Annotated in this window: 27 protein-coding genes; 11 read left to right on the top strand and 16 right to left on the bottom strand. The window is 73.4% G+C overall.

Going from position 1 to position 25,274, the window contains the following annotated elements; genetic code table 11:
* Positions 1 to 49: 49 nt before the first annotated feature.
* From BJ981_RS14335 to BJ981_RS14270, 14 genes are read right to left on the bottom strand one after another with little or no spacing between them, the layout of a single operon-like run.
* Positions 50 to 1,360: a metallopeptidase TldD-related protein gene (locus tag BJ981_RS14335; RefSeq protein ID WP_184611624.1), complete on the bottom strand. Its 1,311-nt coding sequence runs from the start codon at positions 1,358 to 1,360 to the stop codon at positions 50 to 52.
* A complete protein-coding gene (locus BJ981_RS14330) occupies positions 1,357 to 1,560 on the bottom strand; it encodes a (2Fe-2S)-binding protein (protein ID WP_184611623.1) in 204 nt (67 codons plus the stop codon). The genes BJ981_RS14335 and BJ981_RS14330 overlap by 4 nt, the downstream gene beginning before the upstream one ends.
* On the bottom strand, positions 1,557 to 2,231 hold the full coding sequence (locus BJ981_RS14325) for an HAD family hydrolase (protein ID WP_184611621.1): 675 nt from the start codon (positions 2,229 to 2,231) through the stop codon (positions 1,557 to 1,559). The genes BJ981_RS14330 and BJ981_RS14325 overlap by 4 nt, the downstream gene beginning before the upstream one ends.
* On the bottom strand, positions 2,221 to 3,525 hold the full coding sequence (locus tag BJ981_RS14320) for an aminotransferase class III-fold pyridoxal phosphate-dependent enzyme (RefSeq protein WP_184611619.1): 1,305 nt from the start codon (positions 3,523 to 3,525) through the stop codon (positions 2,221 to 2,223). The genes BJ981_RS14325 and BJ981_RS14320 overlap by 11 nt, the downstream gene beginning before the upstream one ends.
* Positions 3,522 to 4,565, bottom strand: coding sequence for a nucleoside-diphosphate kinase (locus tag BJ981_RS14315; protein ID WP_184611617.1), 1,044 nt, complete (start codon positions 4,563 to 4,565; stop codon positions 3,522 to 3,524). Before BJ981_RS14315 ends, BJ981_RS14320 begins: the two co-directional genes overlap by 4 nt.
* The gene (locus BJ981_RS14310) at positions 4,562 to 5,419 is read right to left on the bottom strand and encodes a formyltransferase family protein (protein WP_184611615.1); all 858 of its coding nucleotides are present in this window, start codon (positions 5,417 to 5,419) and stop codon (positions 4,562 to 4,564) included. Before BJ981_RS14310 ends, BJ981_RS14315 begins: the two co-directional genes overlap by 4 nt.
* Entirely contained in the window at positions 5,416 to 6,225 is an 810-nt protein-coding gene (locus BJ981_RS14305) for an alpha/beta hydrolase family protein (RefSeq protein ID WP_184611614.1), read from the bottom strand. Before BJ981_RS14305 ends, BJ981_RS14310 begins: the two co-directional genes overlap by 4 nt.
* The gene (locus tag BJ981_RS14300) at positions 6,222 to 6,920 is read right to left on the bottom strand and encodes a hypothetical protein (protein ID WP_239139590.1); all 699 of its coding nucleotides are present in this window, start codon (positions 6,918 to 6,920) and stop codon (positions 6,222 to 6,224) included. The genes BJ981_RS14305 and BJ981_RS14300 overlap by 4 nt, the downstream gene beginning before the upstream one ends.
* A 14-nt stretch (positions 6,921 to 6,934) precedes the next feature.
* Complete coding sequence (locus BJ981_RS14295; RefSeq protein ID WP_184611612.1) at positions 6,935 to 7,621, bottom strand: hypothetical protein; 687 nt, start codon at positions 7,619 to 7,621, stop codon at positions 6,935 to 6,937.
* Between the two features lie 26 nt (positions 7,622 to 7,647).
* Positions 7,648 to 8,403, bottom strand: a complete 756-nt coding sequence (locus BJ981_RS14290) for an ABC transporter permease (protein ID WP_184611610.1) — start codon at positions 8,401 to 8,403, stop codon at positions 7,648 to 7,650.
* A gap of 4 nt (positions 8,404 to 8,407) precedes the next feature.
* Entirely contained in the window at positions 8,408 to 9,139 is a 732-nt protein-coding gene (locus tag BJ981_RS14285) for an ABC transporter permease (RefSeq protein ID WP_184611608.1), read from the bottom strand.
* Complete coding sequence (locus BJ981_RS14280; protein ID WP_184611606.1) at positions 9,136 to 10,098, bottom strand: ABC transporter ATP-binding protein; 963 nt, start codon at positions 10,096 to 10,098, stop codon at positions 9,136 to 9,138. Before BJ981_RS14280 ends, BJ981_RS14285 begins: the two co-directional genes overlap by 4 nt.
* Complete coding sequence (locus BJ981_RS14275) at positions 10,095 to 11,429, bottom strand: hypothetical protein (RefSeq protein WP_184611604.1); 1,335 nt, start codon at positions 11,427 to 11,429, stop codon at positions 10,095 to 10,097. Before BJ981_RS14275 ends, BJ981_RS14280 begins: the two co-directional genes overlap by 4 nt.
* A gap of 3 nt (positions 11,430 to 11,432) precedes the next feature.
* Positions 11,433 to 12,539 carry a PqqD family peptide modification chaperone gene (locus tag BJ981_RS14270; protein ID WP_184611602.1) on the bottom strand — a complete coding sequence of 369 codons (1,107 nt, stop codon included), beginning with the start codon at positions 12,537 to 12,539 and terminating at the stop codon, positions 11,433 to 11,435.
* Positions 12,540 to 13,105: 566 nt separating this feature from the next.
* Here BJ981_RS14270 and BJ981_RS14265 point away from each other — a divergent pair.
* Positions 13,106 to 14,428, top strand: coding sequence for a metallopeptidase TldD-related protein (locus tag BJ981_RS14265; RefSeq protein ID WP_184611600.1), 1,323 nt, complete (start codon positions 13,106 to 13,108; stop codon positions 14,426 to 14,428).
* Between the two features lie 67 nt (positions 14,429 to 14,495).
* On the opposite strand, the gene BJ981_RS14260 is transcribed toward BJ981_RS14265, so the two are convergent.
* Positions 14,496 to 15,395, bottom strand: coding sequence for a DMT family transporter (locus tag BJ981_RS14260; protein ID WP_184611598.1), 900 nt, complete (start codon positions 15,393 to 15,395; stop codon positions 14,496 to 14,498).
* A 49-nt stretch (positions 15,396 to 15,444) separates the two neighbouring features.
* On the opposite strand from BJ981_RS14260, the gene BJ981_RS14255 reads away from it, so the two are divergent.
* Positions 15,445 to 15,930 carry a MarR family winged helix-turn-helix transcriptional regulator gene (locus BJ981_RS14255; RefSeq protein ID WP_184616048.1) on the top strand — a complete coding sequence of 162 codons (486 nt, stop codon included), beginning with the start codon at positions 15,445 to 15,447 and terminating at the stop codon, positions 15,928 to 15,930.
* 25 nt (positions 15,931 to 15,955) lie between these two features.
* Here the strand turns inward: BJ981_RS14255 and BJ981_RS14250 are convergent, their stop codons facing one another.
* A complete protein-coding gene (locus tag BJ981_RS14250; RefSeq protein WP_184611596.1) occupies positions 15,956 to 16,678 on the bottom strand; it encodes an SDR family NAD(P)-dependent oxidoreductase in 723 nt (240 codons plus the stop codon).
* 108 nt (positions 16,679 to 16,786) lie between these two features.
* Here BJ981_RS14250 and BJ981_RS14245 point away from each other — a divergent pair, with 108 nt between their 5' ends.
* From BJ981_RS14245 to BJ981_RS14205, 9 genes are all read left to right on the top strand, one after another.
* Positions 16,787 to 17,422, top strand: coding sequence for a TetR/AcrR family transcriptional regulator (locus BJ981_RS14245; protein WP_184611594.1), 636 nt, complete (start codon positions 16,787 to 16,789; stop codon positions 17,420 to 17,422).
* A gap of 242 nt (positions 17,423 to 17,664) precedes the next feature.
* Positions 17,665 to 18,318 (top strand): DUF433 domain-containing protein, encoded by a 654-nt coding sequence (locus BJ981_RS14240; RefSeq protein ID WP_184611592.1) that lies wholly within the window; start codon positions 17,665 to 17,667, stop codon positions 18,316 to 18,318.
* The gene (locus BJ981_RS14235; protein ID WP_184611590.1) at positions 18,299 to 18,748 is read left to right on the top strand and encodes a PIN-like domain-containing protein; all 450 of its coding nucleotides are present in this window, start codon (positions 18,299 to 18,301) and stop codon (positions 18,746 to 18,748) included. The genes BJ981_RS14240 and BJ981_RS14235 overlap by 20 nt, the downstream gene beginning before the upstream one ends.
* Before the next feature lie 399 nt (positions 18,749 to 19,147).
* Positions 19,148 to 20,572, top strand: a complete 1,425-nt coding sequence (locus tag BJ981_RS14230) for an ABC transporter substrate-binding protein (protein WP_184611588.1) — start codon at positions 19,148 to 19,150, stop codon at positions 20,570 to 20,572.
* 45 nt (positions 20,573 to 20,617) lie between these two features.
* Entirely contained in the window at positions 20,618 to 21,571 is a 954-nt protein-coding gene (locus BJ981_RS14225) for an ABC transporter permease (RefSeq protein ID WP_204070576.1), read from the top strand.
* On the top strand, positions 21,564 to 22,403 hold the full coding sequence (locus BJ981_RS14220) for an ABC transporter permease (protein ID WP_184611584.1): 840 nt from the start codon (positions 21,564 to 21,566) through the stop codon (positions 22,401 to 22,403). The genes BJ981_RS14225 and BJ981_RS14220 overlap by 8 nt, the downstream gene beginning before the upstream one ends.
* Positions 22,400 to 23,449: an ABC transporter ATP-binding protein gene (locus tag BJ981_RS14215; RefSeq protein ID WP_184611582.1), complete on the top strand. Its 1,050-nt coding sequence runs from the start codon at positions 22,400 to 22,402 to the stop codon at positions 23,447 to 23,449. Before BJ981_RS14220 ends, BJ981_RS14215 begins: the two co-directional genes overlap by 4 nt.
* On the top strand, positions 23,442 to 24,419 hold the full coding sequence (locus BJ981_RS14210; RefSeq protein ID WP_184611580.1) for an ABC transporter ATP-binding protein: 978 nt from the start codon (positions 23,442 to 23,444) through the stop codon (positions 24,417 to 24,419). The genes BJ981_RS14215 and BJ981_RS14210 overlap by 8 nt, the downstream gene beginning before the upstream one ends.
* Positions 24,416 to 25,177: an IclR family transcriptional regulator gene (locus tag BJ981_RS14205; RefSeq protein WP_184611577.1), complete on the top strand. Its 762-nt coding sequence runs from the start codon at positions 24,416 to 24,418 to the stop codon at positions 25,175 to 25,177. Before BJ981_RS14210 ends, BJ981_RS14205 begins: the two co-directional genes overlap by 4 nt.
* Positions 25,178 to 25,274 lie beyond the last annotated feature (97 nt).

Genomic DNA, 25,274 nt, shown 5'->3' with positions numbered 1-25,274 from the left:
CGGCCGCGACGGGCCGTTCCCGGTCGTTCGCCGGGCGAGCGGCGCGCGGTCAGGTCATGTTCCACTCGCCGGGATCGACGGTGAGCGTCGCCGCCCTGGCGACTCCTTTGGGCAGGGGAACGGTCACGGGTGCCGAGTCCGGGTGGCGGGCGATGCCGCGCAGGACCGCGTCGACGCGGGTGGTCATCGAGACCGGGCGTATCGCGCCGTCCTCGCGGGCCAGCAGGCCGGTGAGGCGCAGCGACCCGCTCGCCGTGTCGTGGCCGACCGCCCTGCCCCGCAGTTCGAGCAGGCGCAGCGGGGTCCCGCTCCCCCGCCTCTCGGCCAGGTCGGCGAACTCCAGGCACCGGGGCCACGCCTCGACCGGGTCGTCCCAGCGGGGACGGGCCGCGTGGCCCATCGGCCGCGCGCCCGTCCGCGCGGCGCCGCGCAGGTCCACGATCCCGTCGGCGGGCCTGCCGTGCGCGAGCAGCACGGCGGGCCTGGCCGGGACGCCCTCGTCGTCGAAGAGGCGGTCGGCGAAGCCCCACGAGGCGTGGTCGAGGACGCTGACGCGCCCGTCCCCCGGGCCGGCGCCGAACCCGGGGACGCCCGCCGAGGCGGCGAGGGGGCCCTCTCCTCCGGTGAGCTGGCCGGCCAGCACCTGCAGCAACTGGGCGGTGGCCCACGGCGAGACCGCGCAGCCCTCCCCCACCGGCTCGGGCGCCAGCAGGTCGGACAGCGGCTCGGGCAGCCGTCCGTCCAGGGCGCGCCGCATCGCGGCCGGCGAGGGTCCGACCCAGGTGCGGGTGAGCGACAGGCCGCCCGTCTTCGCGGACACCGTGCACCAGGCCAGCTCGACCCGTTCCGCCGCGGCGGCGCCGAGCGAGTCGACGTAGACGCGGCGCAGCGTCCTGTGCCCGAGCACCACCCGGTGCAGGCGGTCGCCGAGCAGCCCGGACAGCGTGCCGGTCACCACCGCCCAGGCCTCACGGATCGCGGCCGGGTCGCAGGGCTCCTCCTCGAACCCCGCCACCGAACCGCCCGCGAAGCCCGGGCGCTCGCCCGGTGGGGCGGGCCGCACCGGGTGGCGGCACCGGGCCAGGGCCTGCGCGAGCCGGCGGCCCGCGCCGACCGTGGCCATGCCCTGCCACGGCAGCGCCGCCTCGCCGAAACCGGACCCGTCGGGCGTCCACACCCGGCACACCGCGCCCATGTCGTGGGTGGTGCGCAGCGCCGGGGCCGCGAGGTCGCCGGACAGGACGGCGTCCGACCTGGCCACGGTCAGCAGGTCGGCGGGCCCGGCCCCGGCGAGGCGCTCGGCGGCCTCGGCCGAGCCGGGCTCCGGACGGGGTGCGCTCGCGCCGGTCGGGTCGCTCATCCGAGGTCCGGGGCGCATGCCTCGCTCATCACGTCCTCGATCAGTTCCTCGATCTCCTCCGCGCAGCCGCCGCAGCCGGTGTTCGCGCCGCTCGTGACCCGCACCTTCTCCAGCGTGTCGGCGCCCGCCCGGATGGCGCGGACGATGGTGTCCTCGCTGACGTGACGGCACACGCAGACGATCGGGTCGTCCCACGTCATATCGGCCACCGCCGGACCCAGCCGACCAGGCCGTCGTCCCCCAGAGACGCGACGACCTGGTCGGCGGGGAAGTCGTCGTGGTGCAGCGTGGGCACCCCCACGACGCGCAGCCCGGCGGCGCGGGCCGAGCGCAGGCCGGTCATCGAGTCCTCGAAGGCGAGCGCGTCCCCGGGCGCGACGCCGAGCATCTCGCACGCCCGCAGGTACATGTCCGGCGCGGGCTTCGGATCGTCCACCTCGTCGGCGGCGATGCTGACCGGGAAGACGCCGGTGAAGCCGCCGCGCAGCAGCGCCGCCTCCAGCAGCGCGCGCGGCGAGTTGCTGGCCACCGCGACCGGCACGGCGGACGCGACGGCGGCGACCAGGTCGTGCGCGCCCGGCATCGCCTCGGCCCGGCTCCCGACGACCTCGGCGACGAGGCCGAGCAGTTCGTCGGCGATGGCGGGGCCGCGGCCCGGCTCCTGGAAGAGCTCGGCGACCGCCTCGGCGGCGTCGGGGAGCGACCTGCCGATCACCAGTGCCTTCTGCTCCACGCCGAACGGCAGCCCGCGGCGGGCGAACAGCTCGGTCTCGGCGACCGTCCAGCACGGCTCGGTGTCCATGAGCAGCCCGTCGCAGTCGAACACGACGGCCTTCGGCTGCCAGGAGTACAGCGGCGACTCAGATCCCATTTTCCAGCTCCCCTATGGCCTGTTCCAACAGCTCCGCCACCAGGTTGACGTCCTCGCCCGCCGTGATCAACGGCGGATGCAGGGCGACGGCCGAGGGCGCCATGCCCGTGCTCGCGAGCAGCAGGCCGGGCCGTCCCGCGCGCGGCCGGGAGGCGATCGCGCGCAGCCGGGACGCGTGCGGGCCCTCCAGCTCGACCACGGCCACGCCGCCGACGACGCGCACGGCGCGGACCAGATCCCGCTTGGCCAGGGGCGACAGGGCGTCCTCCAGGCGGGCGGCGAGCGCCGGCACCGTCCGCGCGGGGGTGTCCGGCGCGTCCCAGCGGTCGAGGACGGCGTCCACGACGGCGAGGGCGAGCGGGTTGCCGGCGAAGGTCGAGGAGTGGCTGCCGGGCGGGAAGACCTCGGGCGCGGCCAGGGGTTCGCGCGCCCACACGCAACTGAACGCGGTGAGGCCGTTGGTCAGGGCCTTGCCGGCCACCACGATGTCCGGCTCGATGCCGTGGAGCTGGAAGCCCCACTCGGGACCGAGCCGGTGCAGGCCGGTGAAGATCTCGTCCACGACGATCAGCCCGCCCAGGGAGCGGACGTGGTCCACGACCCGCCGCAGGTGGCCGCTGTCCGGCAGCACGAAGCCGCCGACGTTCAGCAGGGGCTCGACGACGAGCGCGGCGACCCCCGTGGGCGGGACGCCGAACGGGTCCTCGGTTCCGAGGCGTTCGATCGCGGCGGCGCAGGCGGGGTTGCAGCCGCCGCCGGAGGGACGGTGGACGCAGGTCGCGCAGTCGGGGTACGGCAGCCGTACCACGTCGGGGCCGGGCCAGGGCTGGGCGGCACGGTACCGGCTGCTGGCGCTGAGGTGCGCGGTGAACGGCGAACGGCCGTGGTAGCCGCCCTGGAACGTCAGCACCGTGCCGCCGCCGCGGTTGGCGGCGACGACGCGCATGGCCATCTCGATGCCCTGCGCCCCGCCGAGCTCGACCGCCACCCGGCCGGGGGCGCCGAGGGCGCGCGAGAAGCGGCCCGCCAGCCGTTCCAGCACCCGCAGCCGCAGGCCGGACTCGCAGAACGACGGCAGCGCGGGCAGGTCCATGGCCCGCTCGCACGCGTCGCGGAGTAACTCGCGGTCGTAGCCGAGGGCGAGCGCCCCGTTGGCGGCCTCGGCGTCGACGTACTCGTGGTCCTCCTCGTCGTAGAGGCGCACGCCCGAGGCGCGGGCGAAGCGGACCTCGGGCGGGGTCCGGTACACCAGGTCGCCGGCCGCGATCCAGCCGGGGATCTCTCTGGCCGTCACGACGCCTCCTCCTCGCCGCCGGAGCGTGCGGTCACGACGCCGCGGCCTTCCTCGCGCCGCCGGGCCGTGGGCGTCTCGCCCGGGTCGTCGAGCCAGGTGTGGGCGGCGACGGTGGGGATCTGGGGGGCGAGGCCGGGGACGTTGCTCTCGATCTGGCCGGTCGCGACGGAGAGCACGTCCCACAGCAGCGGGGCGGGCGGGGTGCGGCCGGGGAACAGGTCGAGCAGGGCCGACCAGCCGGCGGACGGGTCGCCGTCCAGCGCACGCCGCGCGAGGCGCGCGACCCGCTCGTCCGGGCAGGCGGCGAGGCGGCGGAGGCTCGCCCGCGCGTCCAGGTCGTGCGCGGGGCAGGCGTCGTGCAGGGCCTGGACGGCGGCGGACAGCTCGGCGTCCGGCACCGGGCCGGTGCGGCGGGCCGTGGCGATCAGGGGGGCGCCCGTGGCCAGCTCCAGCAGGGCCAGCTCGCGGACCACGTCGGCGGGCTCGTCGGCGGTGTGGACGAAGTTGAACAGGGTGGTCGGGCCGCCGAGGCGGGTGCGCAGGTTGTCGCCGCGCCGGGAGCGCGGGTCGGCGGCGCCCTTCAGCGCGGCCAGCCGGCACGCGGCGGGCAGCGGGCCGCGCTTGGTGGCGGGCAGGGTGGCGGGCAGGGTGTCGCGCAGGATCAGCAGGAGGCTGTCGCCTGCGGGCAGCAGCAGGTCGACGACCTCGGCGCGCGCCCAGCTCGCGATGTTGAACTGGTACCGCCACACCTCGCGGGTCAGCAGCGGCGTGAACCGGAAGCGCGCCGCCGCCACGACGGCGAAGCCGTTCTCGTCCAGGAACTCCAGCACGGGCGGGATACGCCGGCCCGCGACCGCGTCCGGCTTGGCGACCACGAACGTCGTGGCCAGGGCGTCGCCGACGTCCGTGCGGAACGCGCCGTGCCGGAAGTACGGGTCGGTCCGGTAGAGCTCCGCCTTGACGGCGGCCCTGGTCAGCGCCGCGCAGTACTCCTCGGGCACGTCGCTTGTGTCGAGGGCGGCGTCGGCGAGCGCGGTCACGAGGCACCCGCCTTCGCCCCGGCACGGTCCTGCTCGTGGGTGGGGTCCGCGGCGAGGTCGTGGCCGCCGAGAGGGGTCTCGGCGCCGTCCAGCAGGACCGCCGCGGTGCCGTCCGGGCGGGGGCGGGACGGGTCGAGGGCGAGGCGGCCCTCGGCGAGCGCGGTGAGGACCCAGCGCAGGACCGGGCGGTCGCTGTGCGCCTTCTGGCGCCGCTCGTGCGCGTCGACGTCCTCGCGGGACGGCGGCCTCGGGCCGTGGTACTCCAGCGCGGGGCCGCGGGCGAGGACGGGGCCGCCGTCGTGGGTGTCGTCGACCAGGAACGTCGAGGTGCGGGTGGCCGTGTCGCCCCGGCGCAGCGCGACGCCCACCGGGTCCATCCCGACCAGGGCACGCGCGCCGGAGCCGTCCAGGGACGCCAGGTCGCCGGGGTGCTGGTTGATGATCCGGTCGCGGAAGTGGGCGAGGAAGCCGCCGTGGATCCAGCGGTGGTAGGCCAGCACGACGAGGTCGATCTCGCCGTCCGCGCGCTCGAACTCCCGCACCCGGGCGAGCAGGCGGTCGTGGAACGCCTCGGCGCGCGCCCGGTAGGCGGCGCGGTCCTCCTCGGTGACGCACGCGCGGTGGTTGCCGCACTCGGCGGCGAACCGGCCCGGCCAGGTGGGCACCCCCGCGCGGGCCGCGACGTCCAGCGCGCCCGCCCGCTCGCGGTCGGAGGCGACGAGCACGACCCGCAGCAGGTCGGGGCGCTCCGCGGCCAGCTCCAGGGTGGTCGTCAGGTTCGCCCCCGTGGCCGAGACCAGCGCCATCACCCGCAACGGCCGCGGCCGCCCGTCGAGAAGCGGCGCGGCGGTCATCGGAGGTTCCCGGTGAGGGACAGGAGCTCGTCGGACACGTCCCGCCAGGCCGGGCGGCCGGGTTTGACCAGGTGCATGTGGCGGGCCTCCGGGATCAGGCGGACCCGGACCCGTCCGCCCTTCGCGCGCACGGCGTCGGCGTAGGAGGTGGTCTGGGAGACCGGGACGGCCTGGTCGGCGGCGCCGTGCACGAGCAGTACCGGGCAGCCGGGCGCCGGGCCGCGCAGCGGGGACGCGTCCGGCCGTTCGGCGGCGGCCCGGCCGCCGAGCAGGCCGCGCACGGCCCCCGTGCCGAGGTCGTCGCGTTCTGCGGCCTCCAGGTCGGTGATCGGGGCCAGGCCGGCCACGGCGCCGAGCCCGCCGAGGCGCGTGGCGGCGACCAGGGCGAGGTGCCCGCCCGCCGAGTGCCCGGCGAGGACGGTCGCCGCGAGCGGCACGCCGGAGCTCTCGCACAGCGCCCGCACGGCCGCCGTCACGTCGTCGGCGCAGCCCGGCCACTCGCCGCCCGCGCCCACGGTCCGGTACTCGGCGCTCGCGGCGAGGACCCCGCGCGCGGCGAGGTCCAGGCAGGCGGCCTCCATGCTCGCCGCGTCCTTCTCCGGACGCCAGAAGCCGCCGTGCACGAGCACCACCGCGGCCCTGGCGGGAGTGGCGGGCCGGTAGACCAGCACGTGCTGACGCTCGCCGGGCCCGTAGTCCAGCCGGGTCACGCCGGACGTACCGGGTGTCCCGGACGTGCCGGCCGGCGTCGCCGGGGTTACGAGGACCCGGTCGGTCGTGCCGGTGGCGGGGAGCAGGTCGTTCACAGGACGCCCAGGTGCGCGAGGCGGTCGCGCCAGTAGGTGAAGCGCTCGTCGGGCATGCGGATCTCGCGTTTGCGGGCGTCGTCCTCGTCGGCCGCGCCGAGACGCCACCACACGTGGCCGTCCGACCTTCTGATCATGAAGGCCCTGCGCTTCTGGGCGGGGCTCTGGATCATGAGCGAGATCGTGTCCGGGTCGGTGATGGTGGTGTGCAGCTGCTCGTGGTGCAGGGTGATCACGTCGCCGGTGCGCTCCTCGCGCACGAAGTACGGCCAGAACCGGCTGACGTCGGCGTTCTCGTCCAGGACCTGGTCGGTGGCGTACAGCGTGTGGTGGTAGACGCCGTGCAGCAGGTAGGCGGTGAACGAGTAGCGGTGGTTGTGCACCCGTTCGTACTGGTCGGTGTTGGCCAGCCGCAGCCGGATGCGCAGGCCCTTCTCCGGCTCGTCCCAGATGACGATCTTGTCGTCGAGGGCGTGGCACTCGCACTTCTCCCGCAGCGCGGGCACCCCGGGCACCCGGTCCACGAGGGCGGCGAGCAGCGCGCGGTCGTCGCCGAGCCGGTGGGCGATCTCGTGGGTGACCCGGGCGGCGTCCTCGATGTCGTCCCAGTTCACCGCGGGCAGGTCGTGCATCACGGCCAGGATCTCGTCCTCGGTGGGCACGGGGCGGGTCCCGGAGGTCTGGATGGAAGTCACGTGCGCGTCCCCCGTCAGATCACGTCGAGCCGGTGCAGCCGGCCGACCAGTTCCTCGAACTCCGCCGGCTGCATCTGCTTGCGGGCGCGGCGGTCCTGCCGTTCCTTGTCCGCGCCGTACCGCCACCACAGCCGCCCGGTCTCCCGCTCGGTGATCAGCGAGCGGTCCTTCTCGGAGGGGCCGCGCAGGAACAGCGAGACGGTGTCGGGCGTGGTGAAGGTGGTGTGGACCTCGGTGTGGTGCAGCGAGTACGTGCTGCCCGCGGTCTGCCGGGTGACGAAGCGCGGCACCGCCTTGGCCTCGGACAGCACCGCGTCGACGTCGTCCTGCACGTGCCAGGGGACGGACTCGTCCAGCTCGCCGACCAGCTCGTGGCGGGTGTGCCGGTAGGCGCCGGTGAGGATCCTGCTGGTGAAGGAGAACCGGTGGTCGTGCGGGCGGTCGCGGTGCTCCTTGGTGGAGATGTGGACGCGCAGCCGCACGCCGTTCGGGGCGTCGTGCACGACGATCTTGTCGAGCAGGCGGTGCCGTTCGCACAGCGCCAGCAGCGACGGCGTCTCGCGGACCCGGTCGATCATCGTCCGCAGCGTCCGCCGGTCGGCGGCCAGCTCGGCGAGGATCTCACGGGTCGTGCGGTGCGTCTCGGGCAGGTTCGTCCAGTCCACGTCGAGCTTGTCGAGCGCATCGAGAACGTCGGACACGTCGGTTCACCCTCCAGTCCATGCCATCAGGTCAGGTCGAACGAACCGCGCGTGCGCGCCAGGCGCGCGGTCCAGGTGATGAGCGCGCAGCCGGCGGCCCCCCAGGCCACGCCGACGAGCAGTTCGGCGGCGAGCCCGGCGGCCAGGCCGCCGCCCGGGGCGACCGCCTCCATCGCGTGGTGCACGGGCAGGACGGCCGACACCCACCGCAGGACCTCCGGCAGGTGCTCCACCTCCACCAGCGCGCCGGACAGTCCGATCAGCGCGACCTGGGACAGGTTCGGCACGAGGAACACGTCGCGGTAGCGCACGGCGTAGGAGGAGGCGGCCAGGCCGAGGCCCGCACCGCTCAGCCCGACGGCCGCCACCGCGGCGGCGAGCCGCAGCCACTGGCCGGCGTCCAGGGAGATGCCGAACAGGCCCGCCACGATGGCCGCGGTCATCGCGGTGGTGATCAGGCCGTCGACCACGTGCGGGAGCGCCCGGACGACGAGCGTGCCCGGGAGGCGGTGCGGCGCGGCCAGGAGGCCGCCCATCGTGTTGTACCCGCGCTCGTTGCCGACCGCGAGGCCGACGCCGAGCAGGACGCTGCCGGACATCGTGAGCAGCGTCGCGCCGACCAGCAGCCGTTCCCGGTCGGCGAAGGCGCCCCCGCCGAGCGAGACGAACACCGCGCCGAGGGCCAGCGGGCGCACGATGCGCGACGACAGGTACCCCCACGGGTTGAGCCAGGTGAACAGGCCCTTGTAGGACAGCCAGGCGTGGGTGAGCACGCGGTTCATCGCGTCACATCCGGTAGGCGTCGGGCTCGCCGCGCATGCCGCGCAGGGCCAGGTGGAACAGCGCGGCGCCCACCACGGCCCACGCCGCCGCGAGGGCGGTCGCGACGCCGAGGTCGTTCCAGTCGCCGCCCTCGACGGCGTCCACGGCCCACGTGAGCGGCAGCGCCCTGGCCCAGCTCTGCAGGAGCGGCGGCATCTGCCAGATGGGGATCAGCGCGCCGCTGACCGCGAGCAGCAGGGCGGGCACGCCGTTGGTCATGCCGGCGGCGTAGCGGAACCGGAGCACGGTGACCGCGAGCGGGAGCATGACGACCACGACGGACACCGTGAGGACGAGCATGCCGAGCAGCGTGGGCAGCGGCCGGTCGATCCTGACGCCGCCCCAGACGAGCTGGACGAAGACGCCGCTGACGACGAGCGACGGCAGGGCCTGCACGGCGATGCCGAGGAACCGCCCGGCGAGCATGGGCAGGACGCCCCGGGGCGCGGCGGCGGCCATCTCCAGCGTGTTCCACTGGCGCTCGAACAGGACGGCGAACACGATGAGGATCGCCACGGTGTCGATCATGGCGGCGGCGCTGACCCCGGCGACGAGCCGCAGCCCGGACTCGCCGGTCTTGACGTGCAGGATCCACGCCAGGCAGACGGGCAGCACCCCGCCGGTCATCCACGTCAGCGGCGTCATGCCCTGCTGGCGCAGGTGGGTGCGCGCCGAGCCGAGGACGACGGCGGTCACGCCGGGTCCCCGACCAGGTCCAGGTAGGCGTCCTCCAGCGACGGCGGCGCGACGCTGAGGTTGACGACCTGGGAGCCGAACGTCTGGAGGATCCACGTCGCGGCGGCGGGGCCGTCGGTCACGTCGACCGCCCACACCCCGCCCTCCACGCGGACGCCGCGCAGTCCGGGGCACGCGGCCAGGGCCGCCTCCGGCGCCGCCACGTCCTCGTGCAGTTCGAGCTGGATGCGCGTGCCGAGCGCGTCGCCGGCGAGCGCGCGCAGCCGGGCGGGGGACGCCTCGGCGATGACGACCCCCGCGCGCAGCACCAGCACCCGGTCGCTGAGCTGCTCGGCCTCCACCAGGTCGTGCGTGGTCAGCAGCACGGCGCGGCCGTCGTCGACGAGCTTGTGCACCAGCGTCCTGAGCTGGCGGCCCGCCGCCGGGTCCAGGCCGGCGGACGGCTCGTCCAGGACCAGGACGGGCGGGTCGTGCAGCAGGGCCCTGGCGATGTGCAGGCGCTGCCGCATGCCGCGCGAGAAGGTCTCCACCTTGTCGCCGGCGCGGTCGCCGAGGCCCATCTCGCCGAGCAGCTCGGACGCGCGCGCGGTCAGCGGGCGGCCCGCCATGCCGTACATGGTGCCGAAGAACCTGAGGTTCTCCAGGGCGGTGAGCCGGGGGTAGAGGCCGGTGTCGCCGCCGAAGGAGAATCCGCAGCGGCGGCGGACCGCGCGGGGCTCGGTCCGCACGTCCGCGCCCGCCACGGTGGCCGTCCCCGAGGTGGGTTCGAGCAGGGTGACGAGGATGCGGGCGGTCGTGGTCTTGCCCGCGCCGTTCGGGCCGAGCAGGGTGACCAGCTCGCCGGGCGCGACGTCGAAGGTGACGCCGTCCAGCGCCGTGCGGGGCGGCTTCTTCCTGCTCGTGAAGACCCGGCGCAGCTCGCGCACGGCGAGGCCGCCGTGCGGCGCGGGGCCGCTCACCGGGGCCTCCGCGGCGGCGCGGCGGCGAGCGTCGCGACGCGCCGCAGGGAGGCGTCCCCCGCCGCGTCCTCGGGCAGGACGAACGAGCCGACGCCCGGGCCGAGCCAGGGGTCGTCGCCGAGGCCGAACGCGGCGTAGGCGGTGAAGGAGACCAGGTCCCAGATCTCGTCCTCGCCGACGCCGGCCGCGCGGGCGTTGCCGATCTGCCGGTCGATGGGCTGCGACCCCGCCGCCACGACGTCGTCGTCCTGGTACCACAGGGAGTTCTCGGGGTTGTGGTGCAGCGCCTGGCCGCCGAGCCGCGCGGCGTCGCAGCGGTCGGTCATGAGCATGATGTTCCTGCGGTCCACGACCTCGACCGCGCGGGCGGCGATCGCCAGGTCGACGTGCTCGCCGTCGAAGTTCACGCAGGAGGCCACGCGACCGGCCGCGCACAGCCGCATGATGGCGGCGGCGACCGGGCCGACCTGCTCGGGGAGGTCCGACAGGTTCCAGGACGGCAGGTCGTAGGAGGCGATCAGGGCGTCGCGCCGCTCCCGGGCCCTGCGGGTGCGGAACGCGTGCTTGATCGGCAGGGGCATGTCGTTGAACAGGTGGTCGGTGACCACCCGGGTGCCCTTGAGCGGCGTCTCCACCGACCAGGCGACGTTCACGAGCTCGTAGGTCAGCTCGGCGGCCCGCGCGGCGTCGGCCTTGGTGTAGTGGCCGAGCGCGGGGCGCACGCCGGACTCGACCAGGAGCCTGATGATCCACGGCAGGTCCGGGTGCTTGCGGTCGAGCCGGTCGTACAGGTCGGAGTCGGGCGTCAGCGAGTCGGGCGAGATGACCATGTAGAGCAGGCCGAGCCGTCCGCACATGGCCAGGCGTTCCCATTCGTGCCGGTTCGGCGGCCACACCGTGGCGGCGGGGGTGCCGCCGTGGCTGGCCAGCAGCGGGCCCTCCAGGGCCATGCCGGGCACGAACGGCAGCGCGCCGCGCTTGCGCAGCTCGTGGAACCGGCGCATGAACGTGACGAACTCCTCCAGCCTGTCGTGCCGGAGGTAGACCGTGGGCACGCACACGACGCCTTCGCGGGCCGCGGCGGCGTTGAGCTCGATCAGGTCGATGCCGGAGAAGTCGGAGAAGTCGACCTGGCCGATGCTGTGGCAGTGCATCTCGACCGGGAGCGCCTCGACGAAGTACCCGCCGCCGGCCAGGTCGCGCGGCGCACCGGAGCCGCTCTCCAACACCAGCTCACGGCCCTCAAGACGAGCCGTCTGGGCGCGCGTCCCCTCCGCGCCGAGCACCACGCCCGCGTGCAGCGCGGGCTCCGGACCCTCTGCGGTCCCCATCTCCTAGTCCCCCGCTCCCGCGCGTACCAGCCCCATCTGGAGGAACCGGTCGAGGTATCTCTCGACGTCGGGCCGCAACCCGGGGTCGCCGAGCCGGCGCACCATGTCGTCCACCACCACGGAGTGCTCGCGGCCGTCGCACAGCCCCCACAGCGTCAGCCCCTGCTCCGACAGCCGGTACACCGAGTCGATGGACTTCGCCAGCACGATGCGGTCGGCGGCGCGCAGCGGCATCCATTCCGGCGCGCGCACCAGGCCCGGGCCGCGGACGTCCCAGGTGGACCAGCGTGAGGCCGCGGGCCCGTCCCAGCCGCCGGTGAGCCCGGCCACCGCCATGGCCTGGCACAGGCGGATCCGGTCCTCGACCAGCCGTTTCTTGTCCGCGACACCGTCCGGCCAGGAGCCCATGAGCCGGCAGAACCCGTCGTAGGGGAAGTTCTCCCCCGCGCTTCTGCGGAGCTTGCGGAGTATCCACTTGTACTTCACGTACAGGTCGCCGCATCCGGCGAGGAACACCTGCGCCGCGGGCTGCATCAGCTCCGCCGAGCTGAACAGGGCGTCGTCGTAGGACTCCCCGGCCAGGGCGCCGAGCGCGTCCTCCAGGATGTTGATGCACTCGGTGGACCATTTCGCCATGATCATGCGGGTCAGCGGGACCGTGTTCTCGCGCAGGTGGGCGACCGCCTCGCGGTACTCGTCGCCCTCCGCCACCGGCCTGCTGTAGAGCAGGCGGACCGCGGCGTCGTACCGGCTCTCGCTGAGGTGGACGACCTCCAGGTTCGTGTAGGCCGCCCGCGGGAACGCGGTGACGTCGCGCGCGAGCTTCAGGAGGTGGCCGGGAGGGAGCGACTCGACGTCGAAACGCCGGGAGTCGGACACCACCTGTGCCGGGACCTCGTCGCCCGTGACGCCCTGCCGCACCACGAAGACGTCGATGTCGCTGGTGGGGCTGCCCAGGCCGGCGAGCAGCGAACCGCCCAGGTAGACGGAGTCGACGCCGTCGGCGCCCGTGAACTCCTCCTCCGCGACCTTCGCCGCCCAGCGAATAAGGTGCTCAACCTCGTCGCTCAGTGCCCAGCCCTCGCCGGGGGCGGGCGGTGCGGTGGCCAATGAATTCATCCCTCCCAGGAAGCGTTCCAGCGGACCCAGGTCCTCGTAGACCGGGCCCTGGGGGCTCGATCTACGAGGACGAACACGCATTGTCCGAATCCAATCGACCCGGCGCCGTCGTTGCCGTTTCACGGCGTTATACGACGCCGGCGCATTCGAAGGGGAATCAGATGGCGTTCGTGCCCAGCTCCTCTTCGACCACGATGTCCTCGCCCATAGTTCACCTCCAAAGCAGGCTGGTAGATGAGGCAGACGACCCCATCTCACCGGGATTGAGGCTCGATCGTAGTAGCCGGTTTGGGGCATCGCAAGACCCGAAAAGCCGTCGTTCCTGACTATTGTGCATCGCGGAACCGGGGCAATCGATAACACATGAAACCGCAGGTCAGAGCCAGTGCGGCCACCTTTATTCAAGGCGCGCCTTAACAATTATCCGCACCTGGGGGTGCGGTTTACACACGGTCAGCGGCCGCATGATCACGGTACGCGCCCGGCAGTTTCTATAGTCGGAGTTATATGCGCGAGATATGCGCGGACCCGCAACTCGGCGGCTAATATCGGGGGATATGACCTTTACCGTGACGGACGGCGCGCAGGCCGATCTCGCCGCCGCGTGGGCGCGAACCGCCGCGGCCGTCCAGGACGCCGCGCACCACGCCGCCGCGCGCGACGCCGAAACCGCCCACGTCTACGCGCAGGCCCGCCGCGCCCTCTTCGTCGATTTCGACGAACATGGGGAACGCGGCTCCTATCACGGCATCGAGGGCATGACGCTGTCCGGGCTGGAATCGCGCCGCGAAAAGGTGGTCGCGGGCCTCGGCGACCACGCGCGGTCCGGGGCGGGCGAGGACGCGTACGCGGGCGTTCTGGACGAGCTGCTGGCGGCGGTGGCGGTCGTGCGCGAGCGGGCCGGCGGCGTCCCCGTCCGCGGCCGGGTGTTCGTCCTGCTGGAGTCGATCGCCGCGTGCCGCAGGGGCGGCCCAGTGCGGTCCGCCGACCGGCACCGCGGCCGCCTGCTGCTCTGGGCGGGGCCGCCGGACTCCGCGGTCTTCACCGGCCCCGCCTTCGCCGGCACGCGCCTCCCGCCCGACGCCGTGGGCGCCGCGGCGGACGACGCCGTCGCCGCCTACCGCCTGCACGCCGTCCGCGTCCCGCCCCCGGACGGCGAGACGGTCATGCTCGCCGCGCCCGCCTGCTCGGGCGTGCTGCTCCACGAGCTGTGCGGCCACCTGCTGGAGGCCGACGTGTTCCGGCACCCGGAGAACCGGCTGCGCGCGCTGATGGGCCGGCGGCTCTCCCACCCCGGCCTCACCGTGGTGGACGACTCCGCCGCCCCGTCCTCGTGGGCCAGCCTGCACGCCGACGACCACGGCAACCCCGGCCGCGCGGTCACCCTCCTGGACTCCGGCCACGTCGCGGGCACGCTCACCTCCGGGGCGCTCACCTCGGCGGACGGGCCGGCCTCCGGAGCCGCCGGCGACCCGGGCGGGCACGCGCACCGCACCGACTACCGCTACGCGGCCCTGCCGCGCATGACCACGCTGTCGGTGCTCCCCGGCCCCGACTCCGCGCCCGGCGTGCTCGCCGACGTCCGCGACGGCGTCTACGCCGAGGCCATCGGCCGCGCGACCTGCGACCCGGTGACCGGCCGTTTCGTCGCCCAGGTCGACCGGGCCCGCCGGATACGCGACGGCCGCCTGTGCGAGCCTCTGTCGCCCATCCACGTCACCGGCGACGTCGTGCAGACCCTGTCCTCGATCAGGGCCGTCTGCGACGATCCGGCCGTCTACGACACCGGCTGCGTCAAACAGCAGCAGACCGTGGCCAACCGCAACATCGCCCCCACCCTCCTCCTCACCGGCGTCTCCTGCGCCCCCCGCGCGACCTGAGACCTCGAACCGGCGTCACCCCTCAGGCGGCGCGGGCCGAGCCCGTCACGGGGGTTCAAGCCCTCCCTCACCGGGCGCACGGCGCGGGGGCCGCGCCCGTCTCCGCGGGGACGCGCGGCGGCCGGGTCGCGGGACGGCCGAGGAGGATGCCTACCAGGACGAGCGCCAGACCCGCCCCCTGCCGCACGGTGAGGGCCTCGGCGGCCACGAGCGTGCCGAGCAGCACTCCGGTGACGGGGTTGAGCAGGCCCACCAGCCCGACCGTCCCGGCACGCAGGTGCTTCAGGCCGGCGAACCAGGCCGCGAAGGCCACCGCCGTGGCGACGACCGTGACGTAGGCGAACCCGGCGACGGCCGGGCCGTCCAGCGCGGGGGGCGCGCCCTCGGCGACGACGGCGAACGGGACGAGCACCAGCCCTCCGGCGATGAGCTGCCAGGATGTGGACGCGAGCACGCTCGTGCCGTCCCCCCACTTCTTGGCCAGCACGTACCCGAGGCTGGACAGCAGCATCGCCGTGACCGACGAGGCCACGCCCCACAGGTTCACGGCGGTGAGCCCGCTGAAGAGCATCAGGTACACCCCCGCGACGCCCAGCACCGCACCGGCGCAGGCGGGCAGGGCGGGGCGTTCGCGCAGCATCGCCCAGGCGATGAGCATCATCACCACCGGCGACGAGGCCATGATCGTGGAGGCCACGCTGGTCGGCAGGAGCTGCGCCGACACGTAGATCAGGGCGAAGAACGCCCCCATGTTCAGCGCGCCGAGCACCGCCGAGCGCCACCACCACGAGCCTGTCGGCAGTCGCCGGCCCACGGCCAGCAACAGCAGGCCCGCCGGGAGCGCCCGGAGCACCGCGCCCCACAACGGGTGGCCGGCCGGCAGGTACTCGTGGATGACGAAGTAGTTCGTCCCCCACGTCACCGGCGCGATCGCCGTCACGAGGACCCAGCGCCATGTAGCTTCCATGGAAGCGACTATAGCTTCCCGGGAAGATATATTGGGAGATGTGACGACTATGGATCATGTGGCCAGAATCCAGGCGGAATGGCGACGGGAGCGCCCCGACGTGGACGTCACCCCGCAGGGCGTCATCGGACGCCTGCACCGCCTCGCCGCGCACCTGACCGGCGAGCTCGTCACCGTCTACCGCGAGCACGGGCTCGAAGAGGGCGAGTTCGACGTCCTCGCCACGCTGCGCCGCGCCGGAGAGCCCTTCGAACGCGCGCCGGGCGAGCTGGCCCGGCACACCATGGTCACCACCGGGGCGATGACCAAGCGGCTCGACCGCCTCGAAAACGCCGGCCTCGTCACCCGCCGCCGCTCCCACGCCGACGGCCGCGCCCGCGTGGTCGCCCTCACCCCCGCCGGCCGCGACCTGATCGACGCCGCCTTCACCGCCCACATGCGCAACGAACGCCGCCTCCTCGCCGCGCTCCCCCCCGGCCAGGCGGCACTGCTCGAAGAGATCCTCACCCGCTGGCTGACCGAGTTCGAACGGTGACCCTGGCGCCGCCGGAGCGGCCGCCCTACCGGCCGAAGGCGCCGACCAGGATCTCGACGCGGTCACGCCGCTCGTACAGCTCCCAGAAGGCGTCGGCGAACACGTCGGGGTGGATCACCTCCGGGTCGAAGTCGAGCGGCTGCCCGGACGCGGTGACGCCCTGGTGCGGCACACTGCCCTCGATGAGCGCGCCGATGTTGACGGCGCCCGCGTAGACGCCCGTGCCCGCGAGGGACTCGTTGAGCGTGTGGACGTAGTTGCGCAGCGCGGCCTGGGCCATGCCGGCGTTGCCGAGGTACGGCGTCGGGTGGATGCCCGACCGGCCGGCGGTGAACAGGACGGCGCCCTCTCCCCGTTCGGCCATGTCCGGCAGGACCTGCCAGACGAGGGACACCGCCGAGACCACGAAACGGTCGAGCATCAGCCGGGCGTTCGCCACGTCGACGTCCAGCGTGGCCGCGATCCCCTCCCCCATGTCGCCGCCACCCGGACTGAACACCGCGACGTCGATCCGCCCGTACGCGCGCTTGATGTCCGCGACGGCACGCTCCGTCGCGTCGTGGTCATAGACATCGGCGCGGAACCCGGCCGCCTCGACGCCATCCGCGGCGAGCGCGGCGACGAGCGGCGCGAGCGTGCGCTCGGTACGGGCCACGAGCGCGACCCGAAACCCCTCCCGGCCGAAGCGACGAGCGAGAGACAGGCCGAGGACAGGGCCGGCACCGAAGATCGCGAGTGTTCCGGGCATACGGAAGTCAGCTCCTTTGGCAGGGGTCTGAGAAAGTTGACTGCACTCTCAACTTAGTCGAGCGTACGCAGAACTTGGGAGCACGGTCAACTTCGATAGGATCGGCGCATGTCCACACGCGCCAAACCGCTGAGGAAGGACGCACAGCGCAACCGCGACCTGCTGATCAAGGCGGCGCGCGAGCTGTACGCCGCGCGCGGGCTCGACGTCTCCCTCGACGAGATCGCCCGCACGGCCGGGGTCAGCAGCGGCACCCTCTACAACCACTTCCCCGACCGCGCCGACCTCGTCGAAGCCGTCTTCGCCGACCGCGCCGCCACCGTGACGCGCATCGCCGAGCACGCCCTCGCCATGGACGCTCCCTGGGAAGGGCTGGTCCACTTCCTGGAAGGCGTCTGCGAACTCCAGGCGGCCGACCGCGGCTACAACGACCTGCTCTCCGGCCGCGTCCCCCAAGCCCCGTCGAGCGAGGCCCTCGCCCATGGGTACACGCTGATGAAACGCGTCATCGACCGAGCCAGGGACTCGGGCGCCCTGCGCCCCGACTTCACCCTCGAGGACGTGGCCTTCCTGACCTGGGGCACCGCCCGCACCATCGAGGTCACCACGACCATCCGCCCCAACGCCTGGCGCCGCCACCTGTCCCTCCTCCTCGACGCCCTACGCCCCCCCGCCGCCCACCCCCTCCCCGAACCACCCCTCACCCCCGACGAGCTCGCCCAACTGATGCGCGGCCAGTGCTGAAACGCTTCTCTGGACGTGTCGATCCGGAGTTTCGGTGTGGCCACTGCCGACTACCCCGCGATCCGGATCACGAGATCCACAACAATATGCGCACCTGTACCGGTTCACCGGGATCGTTCTACATGCCTTAATCAAATGTGCGCGGTCGGCGAACCGGTGTGAGATACACCATGAACATCGTCGGGATCTTTGCGATGATGGCGCGGTAGTTCGTGTCTTCCGGCAGGAGGGAAGGAGGCGGAATGTCCTACAGTCCAACGCTCGCCGCGGCGCTGTCCGGTGCGACGCTTCGCCAGCTCGCTCACTGGCGGAAGGCTTCGTCGCGCCACGGAGCCGTGCTGGTGCCCGAGCTCTCCGAGGTACGCCCGATCCTTTATTCGTTCAGGGACGTCGTCGCGCTCCGGACCTGCGTCAAGCTCCGGCAGGACGCCTCGTTGCAGAGAATCAGGCGGGCGCTGGACACGTTGCGCGATGGCCTGCGGGAACGTGAGCATCTGTCCGCCTATCGGCTGGCGGCGGATGGAGGCAGCATTTACCTGGTGGAGCCGGAACAGGCGACCGACCTCGTGCACCGCACGGCGAACATCGTCATTCACGAAATGGTGGACGTGCTGCGTCCCTTCTATCGCGACGGCCGGCACATCCCCGACCTCCTTCAGCCACGGGAGCACGTGACCGTGGATCCCGCCGTCCGCGGTGGAGTCCCGGTCATCGAGGGGACGCGGATCCCGTACGACGAGGTCGCGGCCTTGCTGCGTGACGGCGTCCCCGCCGAACGGATTTCCGACTACTACCCCGGCGTCACGGCCTCGGCCGCGAGGGACGCCGCCGATTTCGCCGACTACGTCGACAGTTACGAGCCTTCCCGGGAGCCCCGTGCGGCTGCTGCTGGATGAGAACGTCCTCAAGCCACTCCGTCAGACGCTCATCAGCCTCATCCTGGACCATGAAGTCGTCCATTTGCTCGATCTTCCGGGCTGGTCGGGAACGCGGGACGAGAGCCTGTATCCACGCGCCGCGGCCAAGGGATTCGAAGCGATCCTGACGAACGACGGCAAACAAATGGAGCGCCCACGCGAGGTCGCGGCCATAAAAGCCTCAGGTCTGCACAGGATCGAATATCCCCACAAGCACGCCGGGTTGGCCGGCATGGCCGTCGCGATCGCGACGGTCGTCGCGGGACTCCCGGCAGCCTTGACGGCCCTGGAAGAGGCGGACGGCCAGCGATTGATCACCTTACGGGGAATCGACCCGACCCCGGCGAGCCGACTACGCGTCATCAACCCGAAAACCGACCCGCCCAAGCACTGGTTCAGTTCGCCGTAATACCTAGATATCGGGGAGCCGGAAGTCGCGGATCACCTCGGATCCGACGGGTTTCGTGTAGCGCTTGCATCGATATGGACTGGCGGTTCGTCAGCTTGCACCACGAGGTGCCGTAGCCGTCGACGCCCCGTCACCAGTTGTCTGCTGACGATGCGACCACCCCGAGTCTTGACGAGGTGTGTCGTGCGCTGTTTGCATTGAGTGAGAGTGATTTTCACTCAGTGAAAATGCTGGGAGCCGTGGCGGGGGCCGGCGTGACTGGAGGAGGGCCTCGGGATGGGGCGAGGGAGTCTGGTCGTCGCGGGAGTCTTATGCCTGGTCGGCGTGAGTGCGTGTGGTGGGGCGGGTGGGGGGACGGCGGGGTCGCGGGCGGTTTCGGGGGGGCCGCGGGTGGGGGGTGTGCTGACGATCGCGGCGGCGCAGGGGCTGACCGGGCTCAATCCGGTGACCAAGGAGAACGCCTGGCAGGAGGCTCTGTTTCCGCTGATGTGGAACGGGCTGGTCAAGGTGGACAGGAACGAGCGGCTGGAGCCGGATCTCGCGGCGAGCTGGAAGGCCGACGCAAGCCAGAAGGTCTGGACGTTCACGCTGCGGCCGGGGGTGAAGTTCTCCAACGGCAAGGCGCTCACCGCCGCCGACGTCGTCTCGACGATCGAGTACTACAAGGACCCCGGCACCGCGACCCAGCTCAAGAACAACGTGGCCCCGATCGCGACGGTCGAGCCCGGCTCCGGTGACTCGGTGGTCTTCACCCTGAAGAAGCCGAACGCGCTGTTCCCCTCCTCGATCCAGATGGTGAAGATCGTCGACACCGGCGCGCTCGCGGCGATGGACAAGGACCCGGCCGTCACCGGCCCGTTCAAGGTCAAGGAGTACGTCCCGAACGACCACCTGGTGCTGGAGCGCAACCCCGGCTACTTCGGGACCAAGCCGCCGCTCGACGGCATCAAGATCGTCAAAGCCGCCGACTCGTCGTCCGCGGTCACCGCGCTGCGGGCCGGGGACCTGGACGTGCTGTGGTCGGTCCCGCTCTCCCAGGTCTCGTCCATCGAGAACGATCCGCGGCTGGCCGTGGTGCGGCCCGCGGTGATCGGCCAGTACGTGAGCTGGGAGGTGGACACGACCTCGCCGCCGTTCGACGACCCGAAGGCCCGCCAGGCGCTCGCGTACGCCATCGACCAGGCGGCGAACCTCAAGGCCGCCTACTTCGGGCAGGGCATCGTCTCGACGACCAACAACCCGCTGCCGCGCAACAGCCCGGACCATGGCGGCGCGCTCACCGACTACACCTACGACCTCGACAAGGCCAAGGCGCTGTTCGCCGAGGCGGGCATCACGCAGGGCAGCACGCTGACGTGGTGGGGCGTCGCCGGGCAGTACCCGGAGTGGAACATCAGCGGGCAGATCCTCCAGGCCAGCCTGAAGAAGATCGGCATCAACCTGCAGATCGAGAACACCGACATCGCCGCCTGGGCCGCGAAGTTCTACCCGGCGGGCAAGAAGTTCCCCGGCATGATCATCCCGAACTTCCAGTCCTTCCCCGCCGACCCCGCCAACGAGTTCCTGTTCCTGCTCAAGGGCCGCTGCGAGTGCAACTGGAACAACGCCGGCTTCGACGCGCTCTACGAGAAGGCGCTGGCCACGGCCGACGACGCCGAACGCCGGGCGATCTGGCACCAGATGCAGGAGATCGTCAACCGGCAGGTGCCCATCTACGTGCCGCTCCAGTTCGCCACGCTGACCGCCGCCAAACGGACGGTGACGGGCCTGTGGGTGGACGGCGCGGGCAACCCGCACCTGGAGAGCGCCGGATTCGCCGGGTGACACGCCCACCGCGCCCGCTGAGGCGACCCGATCGGAGGTGACGTGGTGCGGTACGTGGTGCGGCGTGTGCTGATCAGCGCCGGCATGCTCGCCGGTCTGTCGGTGGTCATCTTCGCGGTGCTGCGGGCGCTGCCCGGCGACCCCGTGACCGCCCGGCTGGGCGCCGCGCAGGGCTTCGACCAGGCGGCCATCGACCGGCTGCGCGCCGCGGCCGGGCTCGACCGTCCGCTGGTCACGCAGTACCTCGCCTGGGTCTCGGGCATGCTGAGGGGCGACCTCGGCGACTCCTACTTCAACCGCATGCCGGTGTCCGACCTGATCGCGGCACGGCTCGGGCCGACGCTGGAGCTGACCGTGCTGGCGGTGGCCCTGTCGGTGGCGGTCGCGACGCCGGCCGCGATCGCCGCCGCGGTCCGCCCGGACGGCTGGGCGGACCGCCTGATCGGCGCGCTCGCCTCGGCGGGCATGGCGTTCCCTCCGTTCGTCGCGGGCATCCTGCTCATCCTGGCCTTCAGCGTGACCCTGCGCTGGCTGCCGGCCCGCGGCTTCGTGCCGCTGTCGGAGAGCGTCGGGGGCAACCTCGCGAGCCTGGCGCTGCCCGCGGTCTCGCTGTCGGCGGTCGCGGCGCCGCTGGTGCTGCGGTACCTGCGCGGCGAGCTGATCACGGCGCTGGCGTCGGCGTACGCGCGCACCGCCGAGGGCAAGGGCGCGCCGCGCCGGGTGGTCGTCGTCCGGCACGCGCTGCGCAACGCCGCGCTGCCGAGCCTGACGATGCTCGGCCTCATCGTCGGATACACCTTGGGAGGCAGCGTGATCGTGGAGTACACGTTCGGCTTCTCCGGCCTCGGCTCGCTGTCGGTGGAGTCGGCGTTCCAGCGTGACTACGCGGTGCTGCAGTCGGTGGTCCTGCTGGTCAGCGCCCTGTTCATCGGGGTCTCGCTGGCCGTGGACCTGGCCGTGTGGGCGCTCGACCCGCGGACGCGGAGCCGTCGTGCCTAGCGGCCGCGCCCTGGCGCTCCCCGCGCGGACCCGGGCCGCGCTCCCCCCGGCGGGTCTGGTCGCCGTGGCGCTCATCGCCGCCGCCTGCGTCGCGGGGCCGTGGGTGCTCGGCCTCGACCCGAACCTCACCGACCCGGCCGCGAGCTTCGCGCCGCCGGGCGGGACGCACTGGCTCGGCACCGACGAGCTGGGCCGCGACATGCTGGCCCGGCTGCTGTACGGCGGGCGGCTCTCGCTGGCCGTGGCCGCGGGCGGCGTCGCGATCGCGTTCGCGCTCGGCACGTCGTGGGGGGTGCTGGCCGCGCGGCGCGGCGGCGTGGCGGACGAACTGCTGATGCGCGGGGCCGACATGGCGATGGCCGGGCCGCAGATCCTGTTCGCGCTGGTGTGCGTGGCCGCGTTCGGGGCGTCGCTGACGTCGTTGATCGTCATCACCGGGCTGCTGCTGGCCCCGTCGTCGGCGCGCATGGCGCGGGCGGTCGTCCTCGGCGAGATGACCCTGGACTACTACACGGCGGGCGTCGCGTACGGCGCGGGGCCGCTGCGGCTGATGCTGCGGGAGGTGCTGCCGAACACCGCGCCCGCGCTGGCGAGCCAGGCGGTGATCAACGCGGCGAGCGCGATGATCCTGGAGGCGAGCCTGAGCTTCGTGGGCCTCGGCGTGCAGCCGCCGGCCATGTCGTGGGGGGTGCTGCTGCAACAGGGGTACGGCTATCTCTACAGCGACCCGAAGTACGCGGTGTGCCCGGCGGTGGCGATCCTGGCCACGATCCTGTGCCTCAACCTCGCGGCCGACCGGCTCGGCGGCGCGGCCCGGCGGGCGGCGCGGTGAGCGGCGTGACGGGCGGCGCGGCGGATGGCGTGACGGGCGGCTCGGCAAGCGGCACGGCAGGCGGTGCGGCGGGCGGTGCGGCGGCCGCGCCGGTGCTGGAGGTACGGGACCTGCGGGTGGAGGCCGGCGGCGTGCCGGTCGTGCGGGGGGTGAGCCTCGACGTGGCGGCCGGGCGCCGGCTGGGCGTCGTCGGCGAATCGGGGTGCGGCAAGACGCTCACCGCGCTGGCCGTGATGGGGCTGCTGCGGCCGCCCGTCCGGGTCGCCGGAGGCGAGGTCGTGCTCGGCGGCACGGACCTGCTGCGGCTGAGCCGGCGGCGACTCGACCGGGTGCGGGGCCGCCGCGTGTCGATGATCTACCAGGACCCCGGGACGTCGCTCAATCCTCTGATGACCGTCGGCGCGCAGATCGTCGAGGCCATCCGCCTGCACCACGACGTGGGCCGCGCCCGGGCGGCCGGGCGGGCCGGCGACCTGCTCGCCGAGGTCGGCGTGCCGCGGCACAGGGCCGGGGCCTACCCGCACGAGCTGTCCGGCGGGATGCGCCAGCGGGTCGTGATCGCGATGGCGCTGGGGGGCGAGCCGGACGTACTGCTCTGCGACGAGCCCACCACCGCCCTGGACGTCACCACCCAGGCCCAGGTGCTCGACCTGATCGACCGCATCTGCCGGGAACGCGGGCTGGCCGCCGTCCTCATCACCCACGACCTCGGCGTCGCGGCCGGGTTCTGCGACGAGATCGCCGTCATGTACGCGGGGCGGGTGGTCGAGCGCGCCGCCACCGACCGGCTGTACGCGGGCCCGCGCCACCCGTACGGCCGGGCCCTGCTGGCGGCGACCGTCGACCTGACCACCCCGCTCGACGTGCCCATCCCGGCGATCCCCGGCCAGCCACCGCCGCCCGAGTCGCTCCACCAGAGCTGCGACTTCCGCCCGCGCTGCCCCCTGGCGGTGGACCGCTGCGGCGAACCCGTGGCGTTGCGGCAGGTCGGCGACGCGCTGGTGCGGTGCGTCCGCGCGGAGGAAGCCGAGGCCGCCGATGCCTGATTCGACCGTCGCGCCGCTGCTCGACGTGCGCGGCCTGGTGAAGACCTTCCCCGCGCCCGAGGGCGGCAGGACGCGGGCCGTCGACGGCGTGTCGCTCTCCGTGCCGCGCGGCGAGACCTACGGCCTGGTCGGCGAGTCCGGCTCGGGGAAGTCCACGCTGGGCCGCTGCGTGCTGCGGCTGACCGAGCCGGACGCGGGCACGGTGCTGTTCGACGGCCGGGACGTGGGCGCGCTGCCGCCGGGGAGCCTGCGGCGCCTGCGCGCCCGGGTGCAGGTCGTCTTCCAGGACCCGCACGGGTCGCTCAACCGCAGGCAGACGGTCCGCGACATCGTGGCGGCCCCGCTGCGCGCCCACGGCGCGGGCACCGCACGGGAGCGTGAGGCCCGCGTCGCCGAGCTGCTCGACCTGGTGCAACTGCCCGCGGGCGTGGGCGGGCGGCGGCCCCGCGAGCTGTCGGGCGGCCAGGCGCAGCGCGTGGCGATCGCCCGCGCGCTGGCCCTGCGCCCGGACTTCGTCGTGCTGGACGAGGCCGTCTCGGCGCTGGACGTCTCGGTGCGCGCGCAGATCCTCAACCTGCTGTCCGGACTGCAGCGCGAGCTGGGCCTCACGTACCTGTTCATCTCGCACGACCTCGGCATCGTCCGGTACATGGCCCGGCGCGTCGGCGTCATGTACCGGGGCCGGATCGTCGAGGAGGCGCCGCGCGAGGTCTTCTTCTCCGCCCCCCGGCACCCGTACACCAGACTGCTCCTGGACGCCGTCCCGGTGGCCGACCCCGCGCGGCGACGCGCCCGCGCGAGCGGCGCCGCCCCGGTCACGGAGGCCGTCGCGGCCGGCGGCTGCCGTTTCCTGCCGCGCTGCCCGGTCGGCGCCGGTCGGGATCTGTGCGCCACTCAGGACCCGCCGCTACAAGGGGCCGGATCGCCCCCGGCCTTCGTGGCCTGCCACTACCCAGGGGTGAACGGATGAGAAGTACGGTGTCGGCCAAGTCGAGCGACAGGCTGATCGCCATCGTGGAGTCCTTCGTGGACGCTCCCCGGCAGAGCCTGTCGGAGGTGTCGGCCGCCTGCGGCATCGACCCCTCGACGGCCACCCGGTACCTGCGGCGGCTCGTCGAGCACGGCTGGCTGGAGCGCGACGAGCAGACCCGCGCCTACACGCTCGGCGTGCGGCTGATCACGGTCGGGCAGGCCGCGCGCACCGCGCGCCCGCTGCGCGCCCGGGTGCTGCCGCACATGCGCGAGCTGCTGGCCCGCTTCGACGAGACCGTCAACCTCGCCCTCCACGAGGGCGGCGAGATCGTCATCATCGAGGCGCTGGAGAGCGGCAGGTCGATCCGGCGCGGCGCCAGCGTCGGCGACCGCGACGACTGGTTCGTCTCCAGCCTCGGCAAGTGCGTCCTCGCCCACCTGCCCGAGCGGGCCGTGGAGCACCTGATGCGCACCCGGCCCCCGGTGCGCCGCACGCGGTTCACCCGCACCGAGCCGCACGACGTGCTCGCCGACCTCGCCGCCGTACGGGAACGCGGGTACGCGCTCGACGACGAGGAGTCGGAGATCGGACTGAAGTGCGTCGGCGTGCCGATCCGCGACGACCGCGGCCAGTACTCGCACGCGCTGAGCGTCAGCGGGCCCACCGCGCGCATCGACGAGCGGCTGGACGAGCTGATCGCCGCGCTGACCGAGGTGGCGCACCGGGTGGGCTCCGGCGGGCGGGACGCGCCGTGACCCGGGTGGCCGTGGACGTGCGCACCGTTCCCGACCGTGGAGCGCACGGTGGGCGGCCTGTGCGGGGCGCGCGCCGGCGAGGCCATCGACCAGATCT

Origin of the sequence: Sphaerisporangium krabiense (genome assembly GCF_014200435.1) — a bacterium.
GTDB classification, from domain to species: domain Bacteria; phylum Actinomycetota; class Actinomycetes; order Streptosporangiales; family Streptosporangiaceae; genus Sphaerisporangium; species Sphaerisporangium krabiense.
The sequence above is the reverse complement of the archived record's forward strand: the minus strand, read 5'-3'. Positions and strand labels throughout refer to the sequence as shown.

Bases quoted from the DNA above. Each gene is read 5' to 3' on its own strand.
- BJ981_RS14335 (WP_184611624.1), bottom strand. From the start codon at position 1,360: ATGAGCGACCCGACCGGCGCGAGCGCACCCCGTCCGGAGCCCGGCTCG.
- BJ981_RS14330 (WP_184611623.1), bottom strand. From the start codon at position 1,560: ATGACGTGGGACGACCCGATCGTCTGCGTGTGCCGTCACGTCAGCGAG.
- BJ981_RS14325 (WP_184611621.1), bottom strand. From the start codon at position 2,231: ATGGGATCTGAGTCGCCGCTGTACTCCTGGCAGCCGAAGGCCGTCGTG.
- BJ981_RS14310 (WP_184611615.1), bottom strand. From the start codon at position 5,419: ATGACCGCCGCGCCGCTTCTCGACGGGCGGCCGCGGCCGTTGCGGGTG.
- BJ981_RS14290 (WP_184611610.1), bottom strand. From the start codon at position 8,403: ATGAACCGCGTGCTCACCCACGCCTGGCTGTCCTACAAGGGCCTGTTC.
- BJ981_RS14275 (WP_184611604.1), bottom strand. From the start codon at position 11,429: ATGGGGACCGCAGAGGGTCCGGAGCCCGCGCTGCACGCGGGCGTGGTG.
- BJ981_RS14265 (WP_184611600.1), top strand. From the start codon at position 13,106: ATGACCTTTACCGTGACGGACGGCGCGCAGGCCGATCTCGCCGCCGCG.
- BJ981_RS14260 (WP_184611598.1), bottom strand. From the start codon at position 15,395: ATGGAAGCTACATGGCGCTGGGTCCTCGTGACGGCGATCGCGCCGGTG.
- BJ981_RS14255 (WP_184616048.1), top strand. From the start codon at position 15,445: ATGGATCATGTGGCCAGAATCCAGGCGGAATGGCGACGGGAGCGCCCC.
- BJ981_RS14250 (WP_184611596.1), bottom strand. From the start codon at position 16,678: ATGCCCGGAACACTCGCGATCTTCGGTGCCGGCCCTGTCCTCGGCCTG.
- BJ981_RS14245 (WP_184611594.1), top strand. From the start codon at position 16,787: ATGTCCACACGCGCCAAACCGCTGAGGAAGGACGCACAGCGCAACCGC.
- BJ981_RS14240 (WP_184611592.1), top strand. From the start codon at position 17,665: ATGTCCTACAGTCCAACGCTCGCCGCGGCGCTGTCCGGTGCGACGCTT.
- BJ981_RS14210 (WP_184611580.1), top strand. From the start codon at position 23,442: ATGCCTGATTCGACCGTCGCGCCGCTGCTCGACGTGCGCGGCCTGGTG.
- BJ981_RS14205 (WP_184611577.1), top strand. From the start codon at position 24,416: ATGAGAAGTACGGTGTCGGCCAAGTCGAGCGACAGGCTGATCGCCATC.